Raw genomic sequence first — 23,453 nt, 5'->3', positions numbered from 1 at the left:
GCCACCCCCAAAACGCACATATCACCGCTTCCCTGTCCGCAGGCGGCGAACCGGCATGCGCTTGAGATGAGGCGTTGATTGCGAGGCGGATATAGTCCGCGGGTCAGGCCGCCGCCATGGTCCTGCCGCGGGCCGACCTCGCATCCCGCACCGGCGAGCGGCCAAACATCCGGCCGTATTCGCGGGTGAATTGCGACACGCTCTCGTAGCCGACCGAAAAGGCCGCGCTGCTCGCCGACACGCCCTCCGCAAGCATCAGCCGCCGCGCCTCGATCAGGCGCAACTGCTTCTGGAATTGCAGCGGCGACAGGGATGTCACCGCGCGGAAATGCTGGTGGAACGATGACACGCTCATGCCGGCGATCGCGGCCAGGCGCTCGACCGGCAAGGATTGCGCGAACTGCGCCCGCAGCACCGCGACCGCCCGTGCCACGCGCTGCGCGTGACTGTCCGGATAGCCGAGGCGGCGGATGGCCGAACCATGCCGTCCGGCCAGCAACCAGTAATGCATTTCGCGCACGAGCTGCGCCTGCAGCACCGGCACCGAAGCGGGCCGCTCCAGAAGACGCATGAGGCGCAGGGCGGCATCGGCCACCTCTGCTTCCGTCGGCTCGACACGCACCGGCGTGTCGTCGGTCATAGGTGTTGAAGCCATTTCAGTCGTCAGCGCGGTGATCACGGCCGGATCAAGATCCAACACCAGCGAATAATAGGGTACGCCCGCGCTGGCGCGGACAATCCGGCTCGTGGTCGGCACGTCGGCGGCGATCAGCAGCGAGTCTCCGGCGCTGAAGGTGAAGGCCTGCACCCCCATGGTGACTTGCTTAGTGCCTTGCACGACCAGCGCGACCAGCGGACGCGAAATCGCGTAATCGAGATCGCTCGGTGCGGTCGCGCGAAGGGCGGTGAGGCCTGGAATAAGGGTCCGGGCGACGCCGGCCTGGTCGGCATGGGCATCCGCGTAGCGGCGAACGGCGTCGAGCAATGATGTCATGCCGCGAACCTATCCCGTTTTCGGCCGCTCTGCACGTCCTATTCCGATGTTTTTGGAGGATCAGGCAAAAGACGCCGAGGTTCCGGCAACAATCCCCGCTGCTTCGGCGGCATAACACGGCCATCGCAAAACACGTGCAGCAGGAGATGGATATGACGAAAATCACCCTGATTACTGGCGCCAGCCGGGGTCTCGGCCGCAACACCGCGCTCAGTGTCGCCCGTCATGGCGGCGATGTCGTGCTCACCTATCACAGCCGGGCCGACGAAGCGCAGGCCGTCGTCGCAGAGATTCAGGCAATGGGGCGCAAGGCCGTCGCGCTGCAACTCGACACCGGCAACGTCGCCACTTTCGCAGCGTTTGCCGAGAAGCTGCGGGCGGCTTTGCGCGACACCTGGAACCGCGAGACCTTCGATAATCTCGTGAACAATGCCGGCCACGGCGACTACGCCCTGATCGCCGACACCACCGAGGAGCAATTCGACAGGCTGGTGAACGTCCACTTCAAGGGCGTGTTCTTCCTCACCAAGACGCTGTTGCCGCTGATCGCCGACGGCGGCCGCATCGTGAACCTGTCCTCCGGTCTGACCCGGATTTCAGCTCCCGGGTGGTCCGCCTATTCGGCGGTGAAGGGTGCGGTGGAGGTGCTCACCGTCTATATGGCGAAGGAACTGGGCAGTCGCGGAATCACGGTCAACGCGGTGGCGCCGGGCGCGATCGAGACCGACTTCTTCGGCGGCGCCGTGCGCGACACGCCGGAATTCAACAAGTTCTTCGCCGACATGACCGCGCTCGGCCGTGTCGGCGTCGCCGACGATGTCGGCCCGATGATCGCGAGCCTCTTGTCGGCCGACAATCGCTGGGTGACGGCGCAGCGGATCGAGGTGTCTGGCGGTCAGGCCATCTGAGGCCGCCGTTCTTGCGGTGCCGGCGAGGGCGTCTCGCCGGCACCTCGGATGGAACCGGACCCGCCTTCCAGCCGTTGCCGTTGGGTTCCAGCCCCAATTGTCGAGCGTAAGAGCGGGGAATTTCGTCATGGCAACGCGTGCGTATTGGTCCGGCCGGCTGCGGCTGGCCCTGGTGTCCATTCCGGTGGAAGTGATCCCAGCCACCAAGTCATCGAGCCGGATTTCCTTCAACCAGATCCATGAGCCGAGCGGCAAACGCATCCGTTATGAGAAGGTGGTGCCAGGCATCGGGCCGGTCGAGGCTGACGATATCGTCAAGGGCTACGAGGTCGAGAAGGGCAAATACGTCCTGCTCACCGACAAGGAAATCAATGATCTGAAGCTGGAAGCCAAGAAGTCGGTCGATCTGGTACAGTTCGTGGACGAGGATGCCATCGATCCGGTTTATTTCGAGCGGCCGTTCTTTATCCTGCCGGACGAAGAGGATGAGGACGCGACCGAGGCCTATCTCGTGCTGCGGGATGCGCTGCGCAAAACCAAGAAGGTGGCGCTCGGCCAGATCGTGGTGCGCGGGCAGGGCTCGATCGTGGCCATCAAGCCGAGCGGCAAGGGCCTGATGATGGAAACGCTGCGCTATGCCGACGAGGTGAAGAAGCCGGACACGGCTTTCGACGACATTCCGGCGAAGAAGGTGGACGCCGATCTGGTAGAGCTCGCGGAAGAGCTGATCGACAAGCGCAGCGGTGAATTCCAGCCGGAGAAGTTCAAGGACACCTACACGACGGCGCTCCGTGAACTGATCGACGCCAAGCTGGAGAAGCGGGCGCCAAAGGAGATCGAGGAGACCCCGCCGGCCAGCAACGTCATCAACCTGATGGATGCCCTGCGGCGCTCCGTCGGCAAGGAGGGCGGCAAAAAATCCGAGACCCGCAGCTCCGGCTCCTCGCGCCGGCCCGCGGCCAAGAAGAAATCCGCCAAATCGACGCGCAAGAAATCCGCGCGCAAGAAAGCGGCAGCCTGATCATGGCGTCGGATCGCCTGCGCGCCTACAAGGCCAAGCGCGACTTCCGGCGCACCCCGGAGCCAAAAGGCGTCCAGCGCAAATCCGGCCGCAAGCTGCGCTACCTGATCCAGAAGCATGATGCCAGCCGGCTGCACTACGATTTCCGGCTGGAATGGAACGGCACGCTGATGAGCTGGGCCATTCCGAAAGGACCCAGCGAAAATCCGGACGACAAGCGCCTCGCCGTTCATGTTGAAGATCATCCAATTGAATACGGGACATTCGAGGGGACGATCCCGGAAGGAGAATATGGCGGCGGCACGGTGATGCTGTGGGATCGCGGCACCTGGACGCCGCATCAGGACGATGTCGATGCCGCGCTGGAGAAAGGCAAGCTGAGCTTCGAGCTGCAGGGCGAACGCCTGCACGGCAACTGGGCGCTGGTGCGCCTGCGCGCGCGCAGTCCGAAGGACAAGGATAACTGGCTGCTGATCAAGGAGAACGATGAGTTTGTTCGCCGCCGCGGAAAACTGATCGTCGATCGGGAAATGACCAGCGTCGCCTCCGGCCGCGAGATGGAAGAAATCGCCGGTGGCAGGAAGGTCTGGCACTCCAACAAGCCGGCGCGAAAAGCGCACGGCGATGACATTGAAATCGTCGGGCGCCGCAAGGTGGCCGCGGCGCCGAAAGCAGCCAAGACGCGGACAGCCAAGTCCAGCCGCGTAAAAAAAAAACGCCGCACCTCCGCCGTTCGTCGAACCGCAGCTCGCAACCCTGGTCGACGCCCCGCCCGCAGGCGGTGACTGGGTGCATGAAATCAAGTTCGACGGCTATCGGGTGATCGCCTCGCTCGGCGGTGGGCGGGTTGTCCTTCGCACCCGCAAGGGATTGGACTGGACCGACAAGTTCCGACCGATCGTGCCCTCGCTCTCCGGTCTTGACTGTGACACCGCCATCCTGGACGGCGAGATGGCGGTCGCCGATGAGCACGGCCGGACCGATTTCGGCGCGCTGCAGGATGCCTTGTCGGGCGGCAAGGGCCGCATCGCGTATTATCTGTTCGACATCCTGCATCTGGACGGAGAGGATCTGCGCAAGAAGCCGCTGATCGAGCGCAAGCAGATCCTGAAGGAATTGATCGAATCAGGCGCGCATGGAGGGCCGCTGGCCTATTCCGAACATGTCGTCGGGCATGGCGACGACGTTTATGCGAAGGCCTGCGGCCTGCATCTGGAAGGCATCATCTCCAAACTGGCAGACGCCCCCTACCGCTCGGGCCGCAGCAAGGGCTGGCTGAAGAGCAAATGCGGGATGGAGCAGGAATTCGTCATTGTCGGATGGCGACCCTCGACCAAGGCGGGCCGGCCGTTCTCATCTCTTCTGCTGGCGGTGAAGGAGGGCGAACGGCTTCGCTACGCGGGCCGCGTCGGCACCGGCTATACTGGAGCAAGGCTCGAACATCTGTCGAAGGAGTTCAAGAAGCGGGTGCGCAAGATTCCGCCGGTGAAGGACGTGCCGCCGGATATTGCGCGCCGCGCGCATTTCATTGAGCCGGAGCTTGTCGCCGAGATCGAATTTCGCGGCTGGACGCGGGACGGACTGGTCCGCCAGGGTGCGTTCAAGGGATTGCGCGGTGACAAGCCGGCGACCGAAATCGTGAAGGAGGAGCCGATGCCGACCCGCAAGATCGCGAAGGCGGCGGCGAGATCTGCCAAGAAAACAAAAGGCAGACAAACGAAAGGCAGATCCGCGAAAACCGCGGCGCGGCGCAAGCTGGCAGCGCCGCGCAGCAGCGTGCGCTCGTCAGTGGCCGATGACGGCGCCGACGAGATCGCGGGTGTCCGAGTCACTCATCCCGACAAGGTCCTGTTCGCCGATCAGGGCGTCACCAAGCGCGAACTGATCGAACATTATCTGTCAATCGCGGATTTGATTCTGCCGCATGTCGCCAATCGTCCGATCAGCCTGGTGCGCTGTCCGCAAGGGAGCGGCAAGCAATGCTTTTTCCAAAAGCACGCCTCCGACGGTTTTCCCGAGCAATTTCGTCCGGTGCGCATTCGCGAAAAATCCGGCTCCGCGCAATATCTCTATATCGAGGACGAACGCGGACTGATCGCCGCGGTGCAGGTCGGTGTGCTGGAACTGCATCTGTGGGGCTGTCACGTCGATGACGTGGAGAAGCCGGACCGCATGATCTTCGATTTCGATCCGGACGAAGGGCTTGATTTTGCGCATGTGCGAGCAGCGGCCAGGGACATGCGCGATCGCCTGCAGGACCTCGGACTGGAAAGCTTTCCGATGGTGACGGGCGGCAAAGGCGTGCACGTCGTGGTGCCGCTCACGCGCGGGCATTCCTGGGATCAGCATCGGGAATTTGCCGAGGCCCTGGCGCGCGTCATGGCGGAAGAGGAGCCGGATCGCTTTGTTGCCAACATGTCAAAGGCAAAACGCAAGGGACGGATTTTTGTCGATTACCTGCGCAATCAGCGCGGCGCCACCGCCATCGCGCCGTTCTCGACGCGGTCGCGACGCGGCGCGTTTGTCGCCATGCCGGTGTCGTGGGCGCAGCTTGCGCGGATGGAAAATGCCCATCCGGTGCGGGTGGGGGAGGCGAAGCGGTTCATCGGCAAACGCGACCCCTGGGCGGGGTATTTCAAGGTGAGACAGGCATTGCCGAAGATGAGGGGGGCATGATCAGTCCTGCTTCTGCACCCAGAACTGATACATGCTGGCGAAGGCCATCGGATGCCGCTGTTCGAACTCGTGCCAATTGTCGAGGTTGATGCGGGCAAGATCGTCCGGGAACATTTTGGGATATTCGCGGATCAGCGGATCAGCCGTGAAGAAGCCGAGAAACTGCAAGCCGTTCTCCGCCAGAAAGGCTTTGATCTTCGGAATTGTGAAACGGTGCTCCTGAACATGGAACAGGAGGTCGCGGCAATCGCTGGTACCGAAGAAATCGGTCGTCATCGCCACGGGAGCGATCGGAGAGCGGACATCCAGCCGCATGATGTCCTGCCGGCAGCGGCGGATGTCTTCAGCGCCGACGCCATATCCTTTTTCGGCGATGAAGTTCCGCGCAGCCACGATACTAGCGCGCGCCGTTTCGCTGTAGAGCGCAATTTGCATCAGACCGTTCGGCCGCAGCAGCGAGAGCAGCGTGCGCCAGCCTTCCAGCGGGTCCCGGAGATGGTGCAACACGCCGGTGCAGGCGATGACGTCGAAGCTGCGGCCGAGTGAGCCGAGCTTGAGAATGTCGGCCTGACCATAATCAACATTCGTCAATCCCATCGCGTCGGTGCGACACTTGGCGTAACACAAGCTGGTCAGGCTGAGATCGACAGCGAGAACGCGTGCCCCTGTGATCGCGGTGGCGAGGTCCACCACCTGCTGGCCTGTTCCGCAACCCGCAATCAGAGCGTCGACGGTCGTCTTTTCAAGGGGGCGGTATGGCGCGTGCGGGAATTGGGCTTTGAAGTTGCGATCAATCGGCCCCGCACTGTGGGCGGCAACCGTCTTTGCCCACCGCGGGTACGGATTCTCTTCATATTGTTGCTGCACCAGGGCCGAAACACCGTCATCGACCTCAGTCAGCCGTGGGATGCTGCTGCGCATATTGCGCTCGGCCACGGGTTCGCGCACCTGCTGCGTCAACAAGGCGTCGACGGCTGGCGGCCATGATCGCGTCAGCAGCGCTTCGCAATCCGGGATACTGCAGAGCGGTTCGTAGGCGGCGACCGCGACCAGCGACAGCGGATCAATCTCGCCGTTCAACCGCAGCGTTGCCGCGAGTTTGTAGCGCAGCCCGACAACGACCTCACGTTCGCTCTCAGTCTCCGCGAAGACGTATTCGTTGATGAAGCATTGCCGCGCCAGGGCGCAGAAAAAGTCGAGCGCGGCCGGATCGGACATGACCTCACGATGCGGCGAGGCCGCGATGCCCAGCATCTCGGTCCGTACCATCGTGAGAAAACACTCCGTCGCGACGTCAGGCAACCGCCCATTCTCGAGCAGCGCACGCAGGAGGGGATCGCGACTTGTGGCGACGAAACCGTCCTCACCGAACAATTCGTTGAAGGCGAGGCGCTTGGGCCAGACCGCAGCGGCGCGCCTGATCGCGGCGTTGATGCGGGGATCGTGCTTGACGAGCTTGGAACAGGTATGGGCGATGAAATTGGGACGGCCCCAAGGCTCGCTCAGCGCGCGAACGAGGTACTCGCGGAATTCGGGAATCTCCGGAACGTTGGTTGCTCCCTTCACGTATTGAACGAACATCGCTTTTAGCTGCGGCGTTTCCCTGAATTTCAGGCCGCGCATGATGGCGTAGAGTGCGCGCGGGATATCCCGGCCGGCCGCATAGACCGCCGCGAGCGTCTTGTAGGCCCGCATATGCCCGCGGTTCAGCTCGACGGCTTTTTCGGCGTGTTCGGCTGCACGCACCAGTTCGCCCTTTGTGGCAAGGGCGGCCGCCAGATGGCCGTGCGCGTCGGCATGGTTGGGATCAACGCCGAGCGCTTCGCGGCTCAAACTGACTGCATCGTCAATATGACCGATTTGAAAAGCGATCACGGCGAGATTGTACAAGCTGGCCGTGTGTCTTGGGTCGGCGACCAGGATCTGACGGTAAAGCTCAATCGCCTTGGACAGGCGTCCGGCCTGCATGTGCTGCAACGCCGCCGCAAAAAGATGCTGGACGGATGAAATGCTCTGCCGCGGTTGCTGAAGCGAAACGTCGGCTCCGCCGGCCCGTTTGAGTTTGCGCCGCTGCTGACGATTCATCGAATCACCCCCTGCCTGCCGTTTGGAACAATGCAGGCGGCGGTAAACGAAATCATTAAGGACTGGGGTGCGTTCGCGGAGCCCGTGCGTCTCGAGCTTTCTTCGCCGGTGGCGGCTTGCGTAATGGATGAGAGCATGATAGGAACAAAAAGGGAACACGAACGCGACGACCTTGGCCGGATTCCACCATGTCTGCGTTGTGGAAAAGGGCGGGTCCGCTGTGCGGCCGTGTCCGCCGCGTGAGACTTTGCGTGAGCCTTGGGCTTAGGGTGCGGTCGATTTACGGACAGTACGGAACAGACACGGGAGCGTGCGATGGCAGGCAGCGTCAACAAGGTCATTCTCATCGGCAATCTGGGCGCCGATCCTGAAATCCGCCGCACCCAGGACGGCCGGCCGATTGCCAATCTGCGCATCGCCACTTCGGAAAGCTGGAAGGACAAGAACACCGGCGAGCGCAAGGAAAAGACCGAGTGGCACCGGGTAGTGATCTTCAATGAGGGCCTGTGCCGGATCGCCGAGCAATATCTGAAGAAGGGCTCGAAGGTTTACATCGAGGGCGCGCTGCAGACGCGCAAATGGACCGACAAGGACGGCATCGAGAAATACTCGACCGAAGTGGTGCTGCAGGGCTTCAATTCGCAGCTCACCATGCTTGACGGCCGCGGCGGCGGCGAGCGGGTCTCGGATTATTCCGGCGGCAATGATTTCGGCTCCAGCGGCCCGACATCGGCGCGCAAACCGGCCATGGCCGGCGGTGGCCGTGGCGACATGGACGACGAGATCCCCTTCTAGATCTTTCCACTCGCCAGGTCTTTCCGCTCGTTTCCCTGCGCCGAAACCAGCGCGGACAGGGTCGTAGCGCAAAGCGCGGCAAATGTGATGAAGGCGTTGGCGGCATGGGAATATTCCCAAGCCGTCCGCAGTTTTTCCCAGTTATCCGGCATCGCGGTCCAATTGTCGGTGGCGACATTGGCCGGATATGTCCAGGTGAAGAACACGACCAGCGACAGGACGATGCAGAGGGCGGCGACAAGTGCGAGGGCGGCCGCGGCTTTCTGCGCGCGCACGATGGCAGCCAGCAGAAGATTGGCCGCCAGCGCGGCAAAAATCACGATGCCGAAGAGGGCCCAGCCACGATAGATGGCCTGCACGACCAAGTAATTGTCATCATCCAGCCCGATCTTGTTGGGAAGCGAGAAGAGATGCGCTCCGCCGGGCACCAGCGCGAGGGCGGTGAGGATGATCGCCAGAAAATGCAGGATTTTCACATTGGACTGCATGCGTCGATCCGGCAGGCCATTGCTATCAACGACATCCCGAGGCTAACGTTCCCACGCAACGCCGGGAATTGTTATGCCCACATTGGCCACCGCTCTGCTGCACGCTTTGAAGAATCACGGCGCGAAAGAGATTTTCGGCATTCCCGGTGATTTCGTTCTGCCTTTTTACAAAGTGATTGAAGAGAGCGGCATCCTGCCGCATTTCCAGTTGAGCCATGAGCCGGCCGTCGGCTTCGCCGCAGATGCTGCCGCGCGCTATCATTCCGGCATCGGCGTTGCGGTCGTGACCTACGGCGCGGGTGCGTTCAATCTCGTCAACGCGGTCGCAGGCGCCTATGCCGAGCGTTCGCCTGTCGTGGTGATCGCAGGCGCGCCCGGCGCGGCGGAGCGCTCGAGCGGCTTCCTGCTGCATCATCAGGCGAAAACCATCGACACCCAGCTTGCGGTTTTTCGCGAGATCACCTGCGATCAGGCGGTGCTGACCAATGCGGCCACAGCGCCCGTCGAGATCGCGCGCGTGCTGCGCAGCGCGCGCGAGCGCTCGTTGCCGGTCTATATCGAATTTCCCCGCGACATGGTGTCGGCGGCCTGCGAGGCGGTGCCGGTGCTGCCGCGGCGTACGGCAGACCGCGCCGCCTTGTCGGAATGCGCGGCGGAGATTCTCGACAAGCTGACTTCCGCCAAATCGCCGGTCATCATTGTGGACGTGGAAATCCGCCGCTATGGGATGGAGAAGCGCGTCGCCACTCTCGCCCGCAAGCTCGGCATTCCGGTGGTGACGACCTTCATGGGGCGCGGCCTGCTGGAGGACGCGCCGGACGTGGTCGCCGGCACCTATCTCGCGGCGGCCGGCGACCCTCGGATCACCAAGCTGGTGGAGCAGGCGGACGCCCTGCTGCTGCTCGGCGTCATTCTCTCCGACACCAATTTTGCATTGTCGCAACGCACGCTCGATGCGCGCCGCACGATGCTGGCGATTGATCGGCAGGTGCGGGTGGGACATCACCAATATCCGGACCTGCCGCTGGACGATCTGGTGGATGCGCTGATCGCCCGGGCGCCGAAAGCCGCGGCAAAAACCGATGGCGTCAGGACGGCCGCGCCTTATCCGCGCGGTCTGAAGGCGAACGACGAGACATTGACTCCCTCCGACATTGCCTGCGCCATCAACGATCTCTTCGACAAGCACGGCCCGATGCCGATGACCTCGGATGTCGGCGACTGCCTGTTCACCGCCATGGAAATCGAGAACACGGCGCTGGCCGCGCCCGGCTATTATGCCGGCATGGGATTTGGTGTGCCGGCCGGCATCGCCGTTGCCGCCGCGACCGGCCGCCGGCCGCTCATCCTGGTTGGTGACGGCGCGTTCCAGATGACCGGCTTTGAGCTCGGCAATTGCCGCCGCTACGGTCTCGCGCCGATCGTGGTATTGTTCAACAATGCGAGCTGGGAGATGCTGCGCGCGTTCCAGCCGGAATCAAAGTTCAACGATCTCGACGACTGGCATTTCGCCGACATGGCTGCATCCATGGGCGGGCACGGCGAGCGCGTCAGCACGCGCCGCGAGCTTGTCGGTGCACTGGAAGCTGCGGTGAAGCGGCGTGACCGGTTTTCACTGGTCGAGGTGATGCTGCCGCGCGGGGTCACCTCGAAAACGCTGGCACGCTTTGTTGCTGGCTTCAAGGCGGTGCGGGAGAAAGCGGCGGCGAAGCAATAAGAGGACGGCTGCGCGAAGACGGAACGATGTTCGTTTGAGGAATTCCGCAAGAGCAAATACACGCCGGATTGAAGGTCAGTTGCCGCAGGCCGCCGCGCGTCCGAGCAGGAAAGCCTTTTCCCGGACATTGCGGGTGAGGTCTGCTGCACGCTCGAATTCAACCCTGGCTTCTGGCAGTCGGCCTGCTCGAAACAGAAAATCGCCCTTTGCCGCCGGGAGCGGCGCGTAGTTGCGCAGGGCCGCAGCCTGTTCGATCTCGCCTAACAGCGTCAGTCCGGCCTCCGGGCCGAAAGCCATGCTGTGAGCCACCGCGCGATTGAGGTCGACAACGGGGGTGGGCATGACGTCGCGGAGCGTGTCGTAAAGCCCCGCGATCCTCGCCCAGTCCGTGTCATCCGCCTTGCGTGCCCTTGCATGGCAGGCGGCGAGTTCGGCTTGCAGCACATAGGGTCCGTTTGTGCCGCCGAGCGCTTCCGCGCGTTCGAGCGCGGCTAGGCCGCGGCGGATCAGTAGTTGGTCCCAGCGGGCGCGGTTCTGCTCGGGCAGGGGAATGAATGAGCCATCCGGCGCCGTACGGGCGGCAAGACGCGAGGCCTGGATTTCCATCAGCGCGAGGAGACCGAACACCTCGGGCTCCTCAGGCAGCACGCCGGCAAGAATGCGGCCGAGACGTTGCGCCTCGGCGCACAGGGCCGGTCGGATCAGGTCTTCGCCGGCGGTGGCGGCATAGCCTTCGTTGAAGACCAGGTAGATGACCTCCAGCACCGAAGCGAGGCGCGCTTGCCGTTCCTTGCCGCGTGGCACCTGATAGGTCAGGTTGGCCTCACGCAGGGTCTTCTTGGCCCGGACGATACGCTGGGCAATGGTCGCTTCGTTCGAGAGAAAGGCGCGGGCGATCTCGTCCGTGGTCAACCCGCCGATCAGCCGCAAGGTGAGCGCCGCACGCGCCTCGGGCGACAGGACCGGGTGGCAAGCGGCGAAGATAAGACCGAGCAGTTCGTCGCCAAGGTCGTCGTCCAAGGAGGCATCGATCTTCTCGATGCGGGTGTCGCGCTCGTCCTCGAGGTCCCGGCCAATCTCGGCGTGCTTGCGTGCGAGCATCTTTTCGCGGCGAAGCCCGTCGATGGCCCGGCGTTTGGCTGCAGCCATCAGCCAGGCACCTGGCCTGTCCGGAACCCCGGTCTTCGGCCATTCGGCGAGCGCGGTCACAAGCGCATCTTGCGCCAGCTCCTCGGCGAGCCCCACGTCCCGCACCATCCTGGTGAGGCCGGCGATCAGCCTCGCCTGCTCGATGCGAAATACGGTTTCGATCGCGTTATGGGTTTCGCGCGCTGCCACGCGCCCCGCTTAAGGGAAAGGCGGGGCGCAAGGCAAGCTGGTCGCGCTGACCTTGCCGATGGTGTCGCGGCGTCAGGCCTTTGCGCCTTGTGAGTGATTTTACGCCGGGCGGACGGAGGCAATGCGCCGCCCGCTCGACAAAGGCGTTGCGGCGGCGCGGCTGGGACGCGGCCAACCACGCCCCAGCGCCGGACGGCTTGCCTCAGCGCCGCTCCAGCTTTTCGCGGACCCGATCGTGCGGTGCGGCCGCGTCGGGCGTCATCACCTCGTCGAAATCCGCCATCTCGTACAGCGGGCGGATTTCGATCTCGCTCGGACCCGGCATCGGGTTGGGGCAGCGCTTTACCCATTCGACTGCCTCGGCCATGTCCTTGACCTCCCAGATCCAGTAGCCCGCGACCAGCTCGCGGGTTTCGGCGAAGGGTCCGTCGATGACGGTGCGGCCCGGGCCGTCAAAAGCCACGCGCTTGCCCTGAGACGACGGCTTCAGGCCGTCGCCGGCCAGCATGATTCCGGCATTCACCAGTTCCTCGTTGAACTTGCCCATGGCCTCAAGCAACTCGGTCGACGGCATGATGCCCGCTTCGGAGTCCTTCGTCGCCTTCACCATCACCATGACACGCATTGTTCTGCCTCCTCAGATCCATGGAGGCCCCAGCGGCCTTCCTGCTCCCACGACGAACGGCAGACGGCGGGATCGACATACGATCGAAATTTTTTTAGGGGCCCTGCTGGCGGAACCTGGACCAAAAGATGATCCGCTCAGATTGGATCATGCTCCAGATTCCTTTATTTGATCGCGTTTTCTGCGGCGAACCGGTTCCCACTTCGCCGCAAAAACACTTTAGCTCCATACCGCGCGGACGCCGTCGATCACGAATTGCACCGCCAGTGCGGCAAGGATCACGCCGAGCAGCCGTGACATCACGATGTTACCGGTGACGCCAAGGAGTTTTGCGATACGGGTCGCGAATAAAAACACAACGAGCGACGACAGCATCACAAGCACGATCACGCCGAGAATGCCGCCAAGCATGGCGAGATCGCCGCGCGTCCGGCCGGCGAGAAGGATGACAGCGGTAATCGCCCCAGGGCCCGCCAGCAACGGAATGGCGAGCGGAAAGGCGGCGATGTTGCGCACATGCTCGTGCACAGCCTGTTCGGCGGTTCGGGCATCGCGTTCGACGCGCCAGCCGAACACCATGTCAGAGGCGATCCAGAACAGCAGCAATCCGCCGGCAATGCGGAATGCCGGCAGGCCGATGCCGAGATGTTTAAGGAGCCAGTCGCCGATCAGCGCGGAGCCGAGCAGGATGCAGAGAGCGATCAGGCAGGCGCGGATCGCGACCTGTCGCCGTGCCGACGACGGCAAGCCCTCGGTCATGGAGATGAAAGCCGGAACAAGACCGACCGGGTCAACCACGACCAGCAGCGTCACCAGCGCGGAAACGGCAAATTCGAGCGGCATGGGGGATGTTCGTTGCGGGTCCTGCGCCCCGCCAATCTAGCCGGATTTTGTCGCAATCGTGCAGATTGTGACGCGGTTTCGCATCGCCCGAAAAATATGTCACAAGTCTTTGATATGTAAAGGATAATAAGAACGTTTCAGGTGCGGTTTTACTTGGCTTTCAGACGGCAAATGGGCTAGAAAGCCACTTCTGGATTCGCCAGGATTTCTCCTTTGTCTGAGCCCGAAAATCCCGGTCCGGGGGACGGTTCTCCCTCGGATATTCGTCCCGTCTCCATCACGGAGGAAGTGAAGCGGTCGTATCTCGATTACGCGATGAGCGTAATCGTGTCGCGGGCGCTGCCGGACGTGCGCGACGGGCTCAAGCCGGTGCATCGGCGCATTCTCTATTCGATGCACGAAAACGGGCATACACCCGACAAGAAGTATGTGAAATCGGCGCGTATCGTCGGCGACGTGATGGGTAAATATCACCCGCACGGCGACCAATCGATCTATGACGCGCTGGTGCGCATGGCGCAGGATTTCTCCATGCGCGTGATGCTGGTCGACGGGCAGGGTAATTTCGGCTCTGTCGACGGCGATCCCCCGGCCGCCATGCGTTATACGGAGTCGCGGCTCGCCAAGCCGGCGCTGGCGCTGCTCGCCGACATTGACAGCGACACCGTCGACTTCAATCCGAACTATGATGGCAACGAGAAAGAGCCGGCCGTCCTGCCGGCGCGATTTCCCAATCTGCTGGTCAATGGCGGCGGCGGCATCGCCGTCGGCATGGCGACCAACATCCCGCCGCACAATCTCGGCGAGGTCATCGACGCCACGATCGCACTGATCAACGACCCGGCTTTGCCAGTCGACGATCTGATCCGGATCATGCCAGGTCCGGATTTCCCGACCGGCGGCCTTATCCTCGGCCGTGGCGGCATTCGCTCCGCTTACGAGACCGGTCGCGGCTCGATCATCATGCGCGGCAAGGTCGAGATGGAGACGCTCCGCAAGGAGCGCGAGGCCATCGTCATCACCGAAATCCCGTATCAGGTGAACAAGGCGGCGATGGTCGAGCGCATCGCGGAACTGGTGCGGGAAAAGAAGATCGACGGCGTCGCCGATCTGCGCGACGAGTCGAGCCGCGAAGGCTATCGCGTGGTGATCGAGCTCAAGCGCGAGGCCATTGCCGACATCGTTCTCAATCAGCTTTACCGCTACACCCCGTTGCAGACTTCGTTCGGCGCCAACATGGTGGCCCTCGATGGCGGCCGCCCGCTGGTGATGAATCTGAAGGACATGCTGACGTCCTTCATCGCCTTCCGCGAGGAAGTGGTCTCGCGGCGCACCAAGTTCCTGCTCAACAAGGCGCGCGATCGCGCGCATGTCTTGGTCGGCCTCGCCATCGCCGTCGCCAATATCGACGAGATCATCAGGCTGATCCGCGCTTCCAGGGACGCCAATGCGGCGCGTGAAGCGTTGATGGGGCGCGATTGGCCGGCGCGGGATGTGGAGGCGATGATCACCCTGATCGACGATCCGCGTCACCGCATCAACGATGACGGCACCTACCGGCTGTCGGAGGCGCAGGCGCGCGCGATCCTTGATCTGCGTCTGCAGCGCCTGACCGCGCTCGGCCGCGACGAGATCAGGGATGAGCTCGACAAGCTGGCGGCCGAAATCAGCGATTATCTCGAAATCCTCCGCTCGCGGGCACGCGTGCAGGCGATCGTGAAGGAAGAATTGATGGCGGTGCGCGACGAATTCGCCACCCCGCGCCGCACCGCCATCGTCGACGAGATGGACGCGGTGGAAGAGGAAGACCTCATCCATCGCGAGGACATGGTCGTGACCGTATCGCATCAAGGCTATATCAAGCGCGTGCCGCTCTCGACCTATCGTGCGCAGCGCCGCGGCGGCCGCGGCCGCGCCGGCATGCAGACGCGCGATGAGGATTTCGTGTCGCGGCTGTTCGTCGCCTCGACGCATGCGCCGGTTCTCTATTTCTCGTCCAAGGGGCGCGTCTATAAAGAGAAAGTCTGGAAGCTGCCGGTGGCCGCGCCGCAGGCCCGCGGCAAGGCGCTGATGAATATCCTGCCGATCGAGCAGGGCGAAAGCATCACCACCATCATGCCGCTGCCCGAGGACGAAACGACCTGGGCCAATCTCGACGTGATGTTTGCAACCACCTCGGGGACGGTTCGCCGCAACAAGCTCTCCGATTTCGTCGACGTGCGGCGCTCCGGCATCATCGCGATGAAGCTGGAAGAGGGCGAAGCGATCGTCGACGTGCAGATCTGCACGGAAAAGGACGACGTGCTGCTGACGGCGAGCGGCGGGCAGTGCATCCGCTTCCCGGTGCCGGAGGTGCGGGTGTTTACCGGCCGCACCTCGCGCGGCGTGCGCGGCATCACGCTGGCCGACGGCGACAAGGTGATTTCGCTCTCCATCCTGCGTCATGTCGATGCGACTGCGGAAGAACGTGCGGCCTATCTGCGGCGCGCGAATGCCGTGCGGCGTGGCGAAACCGAAATCGAGGAAGCGCCGGCCGAGGCCGAAGAGACCACCGGTGCGATCGAACTCGGTGAACAGCGCTATGTCGAAATGTCGGCGGCCGAGCAATTCGTACTGACCATTTCCGAACGCGGGTTCGGCAAGCGCACCTCGTCCTTCGAATACCGGACGACCGGGCGCGGCGGCAAAGGCATCACCGCCATGGCGATCACCAAGAAGAACGGCAAGCTGGTCGCGTCTTTCCCGATCGAGGAAGCCGACCAGATCATGCTGGTCACCGACAAGGGCCAGCTCATCCGCTGCCCGGTCAACGGCATTCGCATCGCCGGACGGTCCACGCAAGGCGTGATCGTGTTCGACACCGCCGAGGACGAGCGCGTCGTCTCAGTCGAGCGGCTGTCGGAAGAAAGCGACGACGAGTCGAACGGATCGTAGCCGGGCGCACAAGCCCGAAGGTTCACATTCCACTCACATCAAGAATGCAAAGGGAGCTGTGGCGCCGCTTGCGCCGCAGCGACGAGGGATGTCATGAAGGCTGAAGACGCCAGCGAAATGATGGATCAGGAAAAGACCCACGACAAATTCCGGCAGCGGGCCGCAATCGTCATTGCCATTCTGGCGATGATTTTGGCGATCACCAGCCTCGGCGGCTCCAATGCCGGCAAAGAAGCGGTCAACAACAATGTGCTGGCGTCCAATTACTGGAATTTCTTCCAGGCCAAGAATATGCGTCAGACCTCGATCGCGCTGGCGGCCGACCAGTTCGAACTGGCCTTCCTGAACGACCCGGCGTTGCCGGAGGACGCCAAGGCGACGCTGAAGCAGAAGATCGACGGCTATCGCAAGACGGTGGCGCGCTATGAATCGGAGCCCGAGACCAATGAAGGCAAGAAGGAACTGATCCAGCGCGCCAAGCAGCATGAAGCGCTGCGCGATCACGCGCTGAAGCAGGACCCGTATTTCGATTATGCCGAAGCGCTGTTGCAGATCGCCATTGTGCTCATTTCGGTTGCAATCGTTGCCGACTTGGTCTGGCTGAGCTTTGTGGGCGGAGGGCTTGGCCTCCTCGGCACGCTGCTGATGCTGAACGGCTTCACCCTGCTGGTCGAAATTCCCGGCCTGAGCTGATCGCCTTACTCATCGCTGGAAGCTCCCGTCACGCAATCAACATGAGCCTGTTTGCAGGATCTCCATCACTTTGGGAGTCCGGCCGTCTCCAGACGGGGGTCGCCGGCGTCGGCCGCAAAACGGTGCCACGACCCCTGATTCGCGGGCGCGCCTAGCGGCGCAACACGTGGCCGACCAGCGGCCGTCCGCGCTTGCCGCATCATGCAGTATAGTGCAGGCTGATGGAAAGACATCATACGGGAGGCTCTCATGAATATCGCAGCCGCAGCCGGGCTGAGCGAGAAAACCAAGGCGTTTCTGTCCGGCCCGCTGAATTCCTTCTTCGATGGCGAATATCGCAAGCTGCCGGATGCGGGAGGTATCGCCGTCTATGATCCGGCAACTGGCACATCGATCGGCGAAGTGCCGAATGTCACGGCCGCCGGCATCGATCAGGCGGTCGCTGCGGCGCGCGCAGCGCTGAACGGCGCCTGGGCGGCGACGCCGCCGGCGGCACGCGAGGCGATGCTGCTGAAACTCGCCGATCTCATCCAGCAGCATATTGAGCCGCTGTCGCAGCTTGAGACTTTGGAGAACGGCAAGAGCATCGGCAATGCGCGCGCGGTGGATGTGTCCGGATCGGTGCAGTGGCTGCGCTACATGGCTGGCTGGGCGACCAAAATCGAAGGCGCGACGCTTGACGCGACCATTCCCATTCCGCCCGGCGCGCAGCATTTCGCCTGCACCATCAAGGAGCCGGTCGGTGTCGTCGGCGCCATCGTGCCGTGGAATTTCCCGCTGTTGATGGCGATCTGGAAGATCGCGCCGGCCCTGACCTGTGGCTGCACGATTGTGCTGAAGCCGGCAGAGGAAACGCCGCTCACCGCGCTCTATCTCGGCCAGCTCATCAATGAAGCCGGCTTCCCGAAGGGCGTCGTGAACATTGTCACCGGCGACGGTCCGACGACGGGCGCGGCGCTCGCCAAGCATCCGGGCATCGACAAGCTGACCTTCACCGGCTCGACCGAGGTCGGCAAACTGATCGGACACGCGGCCGTGGACAATCTCGCGCGGTTCACGCTCGAACTCGGCGGCAAGTCGCCGATGATTCTGTTCTCCGATATGGACGAGAACATGGAAGGCCTGCTCGCGGGTCTTGGCATGTTTTTCAATCAGGGCCAGGTTTGCACCGCCGCCACCCGCGTGCTGATCGACCGGAAAATCTACGACAAGACGCTGGCAAAACTCGGCAGCGTCGCCGACGGCATGTCGCTCGGCTCCGGCCTCGATCCCAAGGCCCAGATCAACCCGCTGGTGTCGAAGATACAGCAGGACCGGGTCAGCGGCTTTGTCGAGCGGGCGAAGAAGGCCGGCGCCAGTCTTGTGGCGGGCAATCGCTCGGTGCCGGATGGCGGCTATTTCATCGCGCCGACCATATTGGCAGGGTTGAAGCCGCAGGACGAAGCGGTGCGCGACGAGATTTTCGGACCGGTGATCGCGGCGCTGCCGTTCGACGATCTCGACGAGGCGATCAGGATCGCCAATGACAGCCGCTACGGCCTCGCTGCATCGGTCTGGACGCGCGATCTCAACAAGGCGTTCAAGGTGGTGAAGTCGCTGAAGGCGGGGACGGTCTGGGTCAACAGCCACAACACGCTCGATCCCAACGTGCCTTTCGGTGGCATGAAGCAATCGGGTATCGGCCGCGAACACGGCCGGGCGGCGCTGGACGGCTATCTGGAGACCAAAAGCGTGATCATTCGCTACGCCTAGGCGCTAGCGGGTGACCATCACCTGAAGCGAACCGAGATATTCGGGCCAAGCTGGCACAGACAGAGGGTTGGCAGGCAATTCCGCATGCGCGGTCGGCAACGGCATCGGCTCGAACACCGGCGCGTCAGGCTGGCTGAGATGTACGCGGTCGGTCGAGATGATGCGGATCTGCGGTACGCGGCCGGCATTGCGGTTTTCGTCGCGCAGGCAATTGGCTTCGTAGTAGGGCCAGCCCTGGCGTTCGCAGGAGGCGGGGGTGTCGGCGCGGTCGGTCTTTGCGGCGGGGACCGGCGCGCTGGCGGCAACTTCCGGGGTCATGGCCGGAAAGATCATGGCTGCCCCGGCAAGCGCGGCGGCGACCGCGATGGCTGAAACGGCTTTGAGCATGATCTCTGTCCCTGTTGCGCTTGACGGCCTCGGCGGGCCGCTTCCGTTCATTAGACGCTTCAGGGGACCATTTGGTTCAGCTCAACGGGGCAGGGTTAAAGCAATATATCCGATTTTGTTAAGGAACCGGATGATAGACGTGGGGTTACCGGCCCTTGCGGCCCCGACGGCCTTTGGATAGACCCCAGCCATGCCGCGCGTTGCCCTCTATGCGGGGTCGTTCGATCCCGTCACCAACGGTCATATCGACGTTGTCCGCCAGGCCGCCCGCCTTGCCGACAAGCTGGTGCTGGCCATTGGGGTTCATCCCGGCAAGTCTCCACTTTTTTCACCGGAAGACCGCGTCGCCATGCTGCTGGAAAGCTGCGCGCAGACGGCGAAGGAGGCCGGCTGCGATCTGGCCTGTGTCACCTTTGCCGATCTGGTGGTCATGGCGGCCAAGCGGGAAGGGGCGAACCTGCTGATCCGCGGCCTGCGCGACGGCACCGACCTCGACTATGAAATGCAGATGGCCGGAATGAACGGCGCCATGATGCCGGAGATCCAGACCGTCTTCCTGCCCGCGACACCTTTGGTGCGCCCGATCACCGCCACACTCGTGCGGCAGATCGCCAGCATGGGCGGCGACGTCTCGCAATTCGTGCCGCCCGCCGTCGCCGCGCGTCTGAAACAGAAATTTTCGAAATAGCCGGCTGATCGACCGGTTGGATTCAAGCTTGTTCAAGGAGCCGTCATGATCCGCATTCTCGCTGTGCTGGCTGCGCTTGTTTGCGCTCTGCCCGCCGTCGCGCAACAGAACGACCCGCAGAATACGGTGGTGCTAGAAACCACCAAAGGCAATGTAGTGATCCGCTTGCGGCCCGATCTTGCGCCCAAGCATGCCGAGCGCATCAAGACGCTGGCGCGCGAGGGCTTTTACAACAACGCGCCGTTCCATCGTGTGATCACCGGATTCATGGCGCAGACCGGCGACGGCGACAAGGGCAACGGCACCGGCAAATCGAAATATCCGAACATCATCTCCGAATTTTCCAAAGTGCCGTTCAAGCGCGGCGTTGTCGGCATGGCGCGCGCCTCCGACCCGAATTCGGCCAATTGCCAGTTTTTCATCATGTTCGCCGATGCACCGCACCTGAACGGGCAATACACCGTGATTGGCGAGGTGGTGTCGGGCATGGAGAATGTCGACAAGCTCAATCGCGGCGAGCCTGTGCCCAATCCCGACCGCATCGTGAAGGCCTCGGTGCAGGCCGATGCTAAGCGCTGATCAACAATAAAAGAAAGAGAGTAGTGTCATGGCCGAACCCGAAAACACCCTCAAGCTTGAGACCACCCAGGGCGATGTCGTCATTGAGATGCTGCCCGGCATCGCACCGAACCACGTCGCGCGCATCAAGGAACTGGTGCGCGAAGGCTTCTATGACGGGATCGTGTTCCATCGTGTGATCGAGGGCTTCATGGCGCAGACCGGATGCCCGCAAGGCACCGGCACCGGCGGCTCCGGCAAGAAACTAAAGGCGGAGTTCAACAACCAACCGCATGAACGCGGCACGGTGTCGATGGCGCGCGCTTCCAATCCGGATTCCGGCGACAGCCAGTTCTTCATCTGCTTCGACGACGCGCGGTTCCTCGACCGGCAATATACGGTCTGGGGGCGGGTGATCTCCGGGATGGAGAATGTCGACAAGATCAAGCGCGGCGAGCCGGTGCAAAATCCCGACAAGATCGTCAAGGCGACGATCGCCGCGGATGCCTAAACCCGCGCCCCGCTTGCACCGAAACTTGGGTTTCACTTAAGTTTCGACACTAAGAGCAAGGCCGAAGTCGAAGAAATCCGACTTCGGTTGAGAGGGTGGCGAGCAGCGAAGCTGCGCCGGGCGAGGGGGCGTGTGTGGGAAGCAATGAGCCGCCCTCACCAGCTTTCTCACTTCGTTCGAAAGTCGACCTCTTCCCGCTCGGCCGGGAAAGGTAAGAGAAGATCATGCGTACCGATCTATTCGATTTCAACCTGCCGCCCGACCGCATTGCGCTGCGGCCGGTATCGCCGCGCGACGCGGCGAAACTTCTGGTCGTCACCCCGGGTGCCGATCCGGACTGGCAGGACCGCTCGGTGCGCGACCTGCCCGAATTGCTGCAGCCGGGCGACGCGCTGGTCGTCAACGACACCAAGGTCATTCCCGCACGGCTGACCGGCCGCAGGATCGGCCGCGGCGAGGACGTGACGATCGAGGCGACGCTGCACAAGCGGCTGGACGGCTCCCGCTGGCTGGCCTTCGCCAAGCCGGGCAAGCGGCTCGAGCCAGGCGACACGCTGCGTTTTGGCGACGAGGGCAAGGTGTGCTTTCTCGGTCAGCTTGACGCGACTGTTGAGGCAAAGGGTGAGGGCGGTGAAGTGACGCTTTCATTCGCTTTTCATGGTCCGGTGCTGGATCAGGCGATTGAAGAACGCGGCGACATGCCGTTGCCGCCCTATATCGCGTCAAAACGCGCCGCCGACGAGCAGGACCGCACCGACTACCAGACCATGTTTGCGACCGATGAAGGATCGGTCGCCGCGCCGACCGCCGGGCTGCATTTCAGCGACAACCTGCTCGAAAGATTGCAGGATCGTGGCGTTGCGACGCACCGCGTCACCCTGCATGTCGGCGCCGGCACTTTCCTGCCGGTCAAGACCGAGGATACCTTGGATCACAAGATGTACCCGGAATGGGGCGAGATCAGCGCCAGCACGGCCGCCGCTCTTAATGAGGCAAGGGCGAAAGGCGGGCGGATTGTCGCTGTCGGGTCAACCTCACTACGGCTTCTGGAAAGTGCGGCGGATGAAGATGGAAAGTTGCGGCCGTTTTCCGGCGAGACCGCCATTTTCATCACGCCCGGATATCGCTTCCGCGCCGTCGACCTGTTGATGACCAATTTCCATCTGCCGCGCTCGACTCTGTTCATGCTCGTCTCGGCTTTTTCCGGTCTCGATCTGATGAAGCGCGCCTATGCGCATGCGCTGTCCTCGGACTATCGCTTCTATTCCTACGGCGACGCCTGCCTGCTTCATCCGGCGCTTTGAAAGCGAATGTCGAGCCTCTTCAGTTTCAACCTGATCAAGACCGACGGCACAGCCCGGCGCGGCGAGATTTCAACCCCGCACGGCACGGTGGCGACGCCGGCTTTCATGCCGGTCGGCACGCAAGCTACCGTCAAAGCCATGAAACCCGAGGATGTGCGCGCGACCGGCGCCGATATCCTGCTCGGCAACACCTATCACCTGATGTTGCGGCCGGGTGCCGAGCGAATTGCCGCCCTTGGCGGCCTGCACAAATTCATGAGTTGGCCGCACGCGATCCTCACCGATTCCGGCGGCTTCCAGGTCATGTCGCTATCGCAATTGCGCAAGATTGACGACAAGGCGGTGACGTTCCGCTCGCATCTGGACGGGTCGATGTATGAACTCACGCCCGAGCGCTCGATCGAGATCCAGCAATTGCTCGGTGCCGACATTTCCATGCAGCTTGACGAATGCATCCGTCTGCCGGCGGAGCGCAAGGACATCGTGCGAGCCACGCAATTGTCGCTTCGCTGGGCGGAGCGCAGCAAGCGCGCGTTTGAGATGGCGCCGGCGGGGCGGGCGCTGTTCGGGATCGTGCAGGGGGGCGATGACAAGGTTCTGCGCGTCGAAAGCGCGCGCGCCCTGGTGCCGATGGATTTTCATGGCTATGCCATTGGCGGGCTGGCTGTCGGCGAGCCGCAGGACGTGATGCTGGCGATGATCGAGACGGTTGCCCCGGAATTGCCGGTGAACAAGCCGCGCTATCTGATGGGGGTCGGGACGCCCGACGACCTGGTGGAAGCGGTGGCTCGCGGCATCGACATGTTCGACTGCGTGATGCCGACGCGCAACGGCCGGCATGGGCTGGCCTTCACCCGCTTCGGCGCGATTAATCTGAAGAATGCGCGTCATGCCGACGACCCGCGCCCGCTGGATGAGGAGAGCGATGATCCGGTCACGCGCACTTATTCGCGCGCCTATCTGCACCACCTGGTGAAGGCCAGCGAGACGCTCGGCGCCATGCTGCTGTCGACCGTCAATCTCGCTTATTATCAATCGCTGATGCGCGGGATGCGGGACGCCATTGAGGCCGGCCGGTTTGAGGAATTCCGCGTCCGGACCAAGGCGCAGTGGGCGGAAGGCGACCGGTGAGGGCA

22 protein-coding genes are annotated in these 23,453 nt (G+C 62.9%); 15 read left to right on the top strand and 7 right to left on the bottom strand.

The window, feature by feature from the left end; translation table 11 throughout:
• Positions 1–103 precede the first annotated feature (103 nt).
• Positions 104–994 carry an AraC family transcriptional regulator gene (locus RO009_17585; protein MDT3686846.1) on the bottom strand — a complete coding sequence of 297 codons (891 nt, stop codon included), beginning with the start codon at positions 992–994 and terminating at the stop codon, positions 104–106.
• Between the two features lie 152 nt (positions 995–1,146).
• Here RO009_17585 and RO009_17580 point away from each other — a divergent pair, with 152 nt between their 5' ends.
• The 4 genes from RO009_17580 to ligD all read left to right on the top strand — a co-directional run bounded on the left by RO009_17580 (position 1,147) and on the right by ligD (position 5,599).
• On the top strand, positions 1,147–1,902 hold the full coding sequence (locus tag RO009_17580; protein MDT3686845.1) for an SDR family oxidoreductase: 756 nt from the start codon (positions 1,147–1,149) through the stop codon (positions 1,900–1,902).
• Between the two features lie 127 nt (positions 1,903–2,029).
• Positions 2,030–2,923: a Ku protein gene (locus RO009_17575; protein ID MDT3686844.1), complete on the top strand. Its 894-nt coding sequence runs from the start codon at positions 2,030–2,032 to the stop codon at positions 2,921–2,923.
• 2 nt (positions 2,924–2,925) lie between these two features.
• Positions 2,926–3,708: a DNA polymerase ligase N-terminal domain-containing protein gene (locus RO009_17570; protein ID MDT3686843.1), complete on the top strand. Its 783-nt coding sequence runs from the start codon at positions 2,926–2,928 to the stop codon at positions 3,706–3,708.
• A 4-nt stretch (positions 3,709–3,712) separates the two neighbouring features.
• On the top strand, positions 3,713–5,599 hold the full coding sequence (gene ligD, locus RO009_17565; protein MDT3686842.1) for a DNA ligase D: 1,887 nt from the start codon (positions 3,713–3,715) through the stop codon (positions 5,597–5,599).
• Here the strand turns inward: ligD and RO009_17560 are convergent, their stop codons facing one another.
• Positions 5,600–7,294: a class I SAM-dependent methyltransferase gene (locus RO009_17560; protein ID MDT3686841.1), complete on the bottom strand. Its 1,695-nt coding sequence runs from the start codon at positions 7,292–7,294 to the stop codon at positions 5,600–5,602.
• Between RO009_17560 and RO009_17555 the strand changes: the two genes are divergently transcribed.
• Positions 7,295–7,606, top strand: coding sequence for a hypothetical protein (locus tag RO009_17555; protein MDT3686840.1), 312 nt, complete (start codon positions 7,295–7,297; stop codon positions 7,604–7,606).
• 393 nt (positions 7,607–7,999) lie between these two features.
• Complete coding sequence (locus RO009_17550) at positions 8,000–8,479, top strand: single-stranded DNA-binding protein (protein MDT3686839.1); 480 nt, start codon at positions 8,000–8,002, stop codon at positions 8,477–8,479.
• Here RO009_17550 and RO009_17545 read toward each other — a convergent pair.
• Positions 8,476–8,967 (bottom strand): DUF1772 domain-containing protein, encoded by a 492-nt coding sequence (locus tag RO009_17545; protein MDT3686838.1) that lies wholly within the window; start codon positions 8,965–8,967, stop codon positions 8,476–8,478. The two genes, RO009_17550 and RO009_17545, sit on opposite strands and share 4 nt — an antisense overlap.
• Before the next feature lie 73 nt (positions 8,968–9,040).
• Here RO009_17545 and ipdC point away from each other — a divergent pair, with 73 nt between their 5' ends.
• The gene (ipdC, locus tag RO009_17540) at positions 9,041–10,684 is read left to right on the top strand and encodes an indolepyruvate/phenylpyruvate decarboxylase (GenBank protein ID MDT3686837.1); all 1,644 of its coding nucleotides are present in this window, start codon (positions 9,041–9,043) and stop codon (positions 10,682–10,684) included.
• A 75-nt stretch (positions 10,685–10,759) separates the two neighbouring features.
• Here the strand turns inward: ipdC and RO009_17535 are convergent, their stop codons facing one another.
• The 3 genes from RO009_17535 to RO009_17525 all read right to left on the bottom strand — a co-directional run bounded on the left by RO009_17535 (position 10,760) and on the right by RO009_17525 (position 13,490).
• Positions 10,760–12,022, bottom strand: a complete 1,263-nt coding sequence (locus tag RO009_17535; protein MDT3686836.1) for an RNA polymerase sigma factor — start codon at positions 12,020–12,022, stop codon at positions 10,760–10,762.
• A gap of 202 nt (positions 12,023–12,224) precedes the next feature.
• Entirely contained in the window at positions 12,225–12,647 is a 423-nt protein-coding gene (locus RO009_17530; protein ID MDT3686835.1) for a YciI family protein, read from the bottom strand.
• A 219-nt stretch (positions 12,648–12,866) separates the two neighbouring features.
• The gene (locus tag RO009_17525) at positions 12,867–13,490 is read right to left on the bottom strand and encodes a MarC family protein (GenBank protein MDT3686834.1); all 624 of its coding nucleotides are present in this window, start codon (positions 13,488–13,490) and stop codon (positions 12,867–12,869) included.
• A 213-nt stretch (positions 13,491–13,703) separates the two neighbouring features.
• Between RO009_17525 and gyrA the strand changes: the two genes are divergently transcribed.
• The 3 genes from gyrA to RO009_17510 all read left to right on the top strand — a co-directional run bounded on the left by gyrA (position 13,704) and on the right by RO009_17510 (position 18,869).
• Complete coding sequence (gene gyrA, locus RO009_17520) at positions 13,704–16,424, top strand: DNA gyrase subunit A (GenBank protein MDT3686833.1); 2,721 nt, start codon at positions 13,704–13,706, stop codon at positions 16,422–16,424.
• Between the two features lie 93 nt (positions 16,425–16,517).
• Complete coding sequence (locus tag RO009_17515; protein ID MDT3686832.1) at positions 16,518–17,117, top strand: DUF4337 domain-containing protein; 600 nt, start codon at positions 16,518–16,520, stop codon at positions 17,115–17,117.
• Between the two features lie 249 nt (positions 17,118–17,366).
• Complete coding sequence (locus RO009_17510) at positions 17,367–18,869, top strand: aldehyde dehydrogenase family protein (protein MDT3686831.1); 1,503 nt, start codon at positions 17,367–17,369, stop codon at positions 18,867–18,869.
• Between the two features lie 3 nt (positions 18,870–18,872).
• Here the strand turns inward: RO009_17510 and RO009_17505 are convergent, their stop codons facing one another.
• A complete protein-coding gene (locus tag RO009_17505) occupies positions 18,873–19,256 on the bottom strand; it encodes a hypothetical protein (protein MDT3686830.1) in 384 nt (127 codons plus the stop codon).
• 190 nt (positions 19,257–19,446) lie between these two features.
• Between RO009_17505 and coaD the strand changes: the two genes are divergently transcribed.
• The 5 genes from coaD (at position 19,447) to tgt (ending at position 23,448) form a co-directional block, all read left to right on the top strand.
• A complete protein-coding gene (coaD, locus tag RO009_17500; GenBank protein ID MDT3686829.1) occupies positions 19,447–19,944 on the top strand; it encodes a pantetheine-phosphate adenylyltransferase in 498 nt (165 codons plus the stop codon).
• Positions 19,945–19,989: 45 nt separating this feature from the next.
• Positions 19,990–20,523 (top strand): peptidylprolyl isomerase, encoded by a 534-nt coding sequence (locus RO009_17495; protein ID MDT3686828.1) that lies wholly within the window; start codon positions 19,990–19,992, stop codon positions 20,521–20,523.
• A gap of 28 nt (positions 20,524–20,551) precedes the next feature.
• Positions 20,552–21,013 carry a peptidylprolyl isomerase gene (locus RO009_17490; protein MDT3686827.1) on the top strand — a complete coding sequence of 154 codons (462 nt, stop codon included), beginning with the start codon at positions 20,552–20,554 and terminating at the stop codon, positions 21,011–21,013.
• Positions 21,014–21,237: 224 nt separating this feature from the next.
• Positions 21,238–22,317: a tRNA preQ1(34) S-adenosylmethionine ribosyltransferase-isomerase QueA gene (gene queA, locus RO009_17485; protein MDT3686826.1), complete on the top strand. Its 1,080-nt coding sequence runs from the start codon at positions 21,238–21,240 to the stop codon at positions 22,315–22,317.
• A gap of 6 nt (positions 22,318–22,323) precedes the next feature.
• Positions 22,324–23,448, top strand: a complete 1,125-nt coding sequence (tgt, locus tag RO009_17480) for a tRNA guanosine(34) transglycosylase Tgt (protein MDT3686825.1) — start codon at positions 22,324–22,326, stop codon at positions 23,446–23,448.
• Positions 23,449–23,453: the final 5 nt, after the last annotated feature.

Source organism: Pseudorhodoplanes sp. (genome assembly GCA_032027085.1).
In the GTDB taxonomy this organism is placed as follows: Bacteria; Pseudomonadota; Alphaproteobacteria; order Rhizobiales; family Xanthobacteraceae; genus Pseudorhodoplanes.
This window is presented reverse-complemented; position numbering and strand designations above follow the sequence as displayed.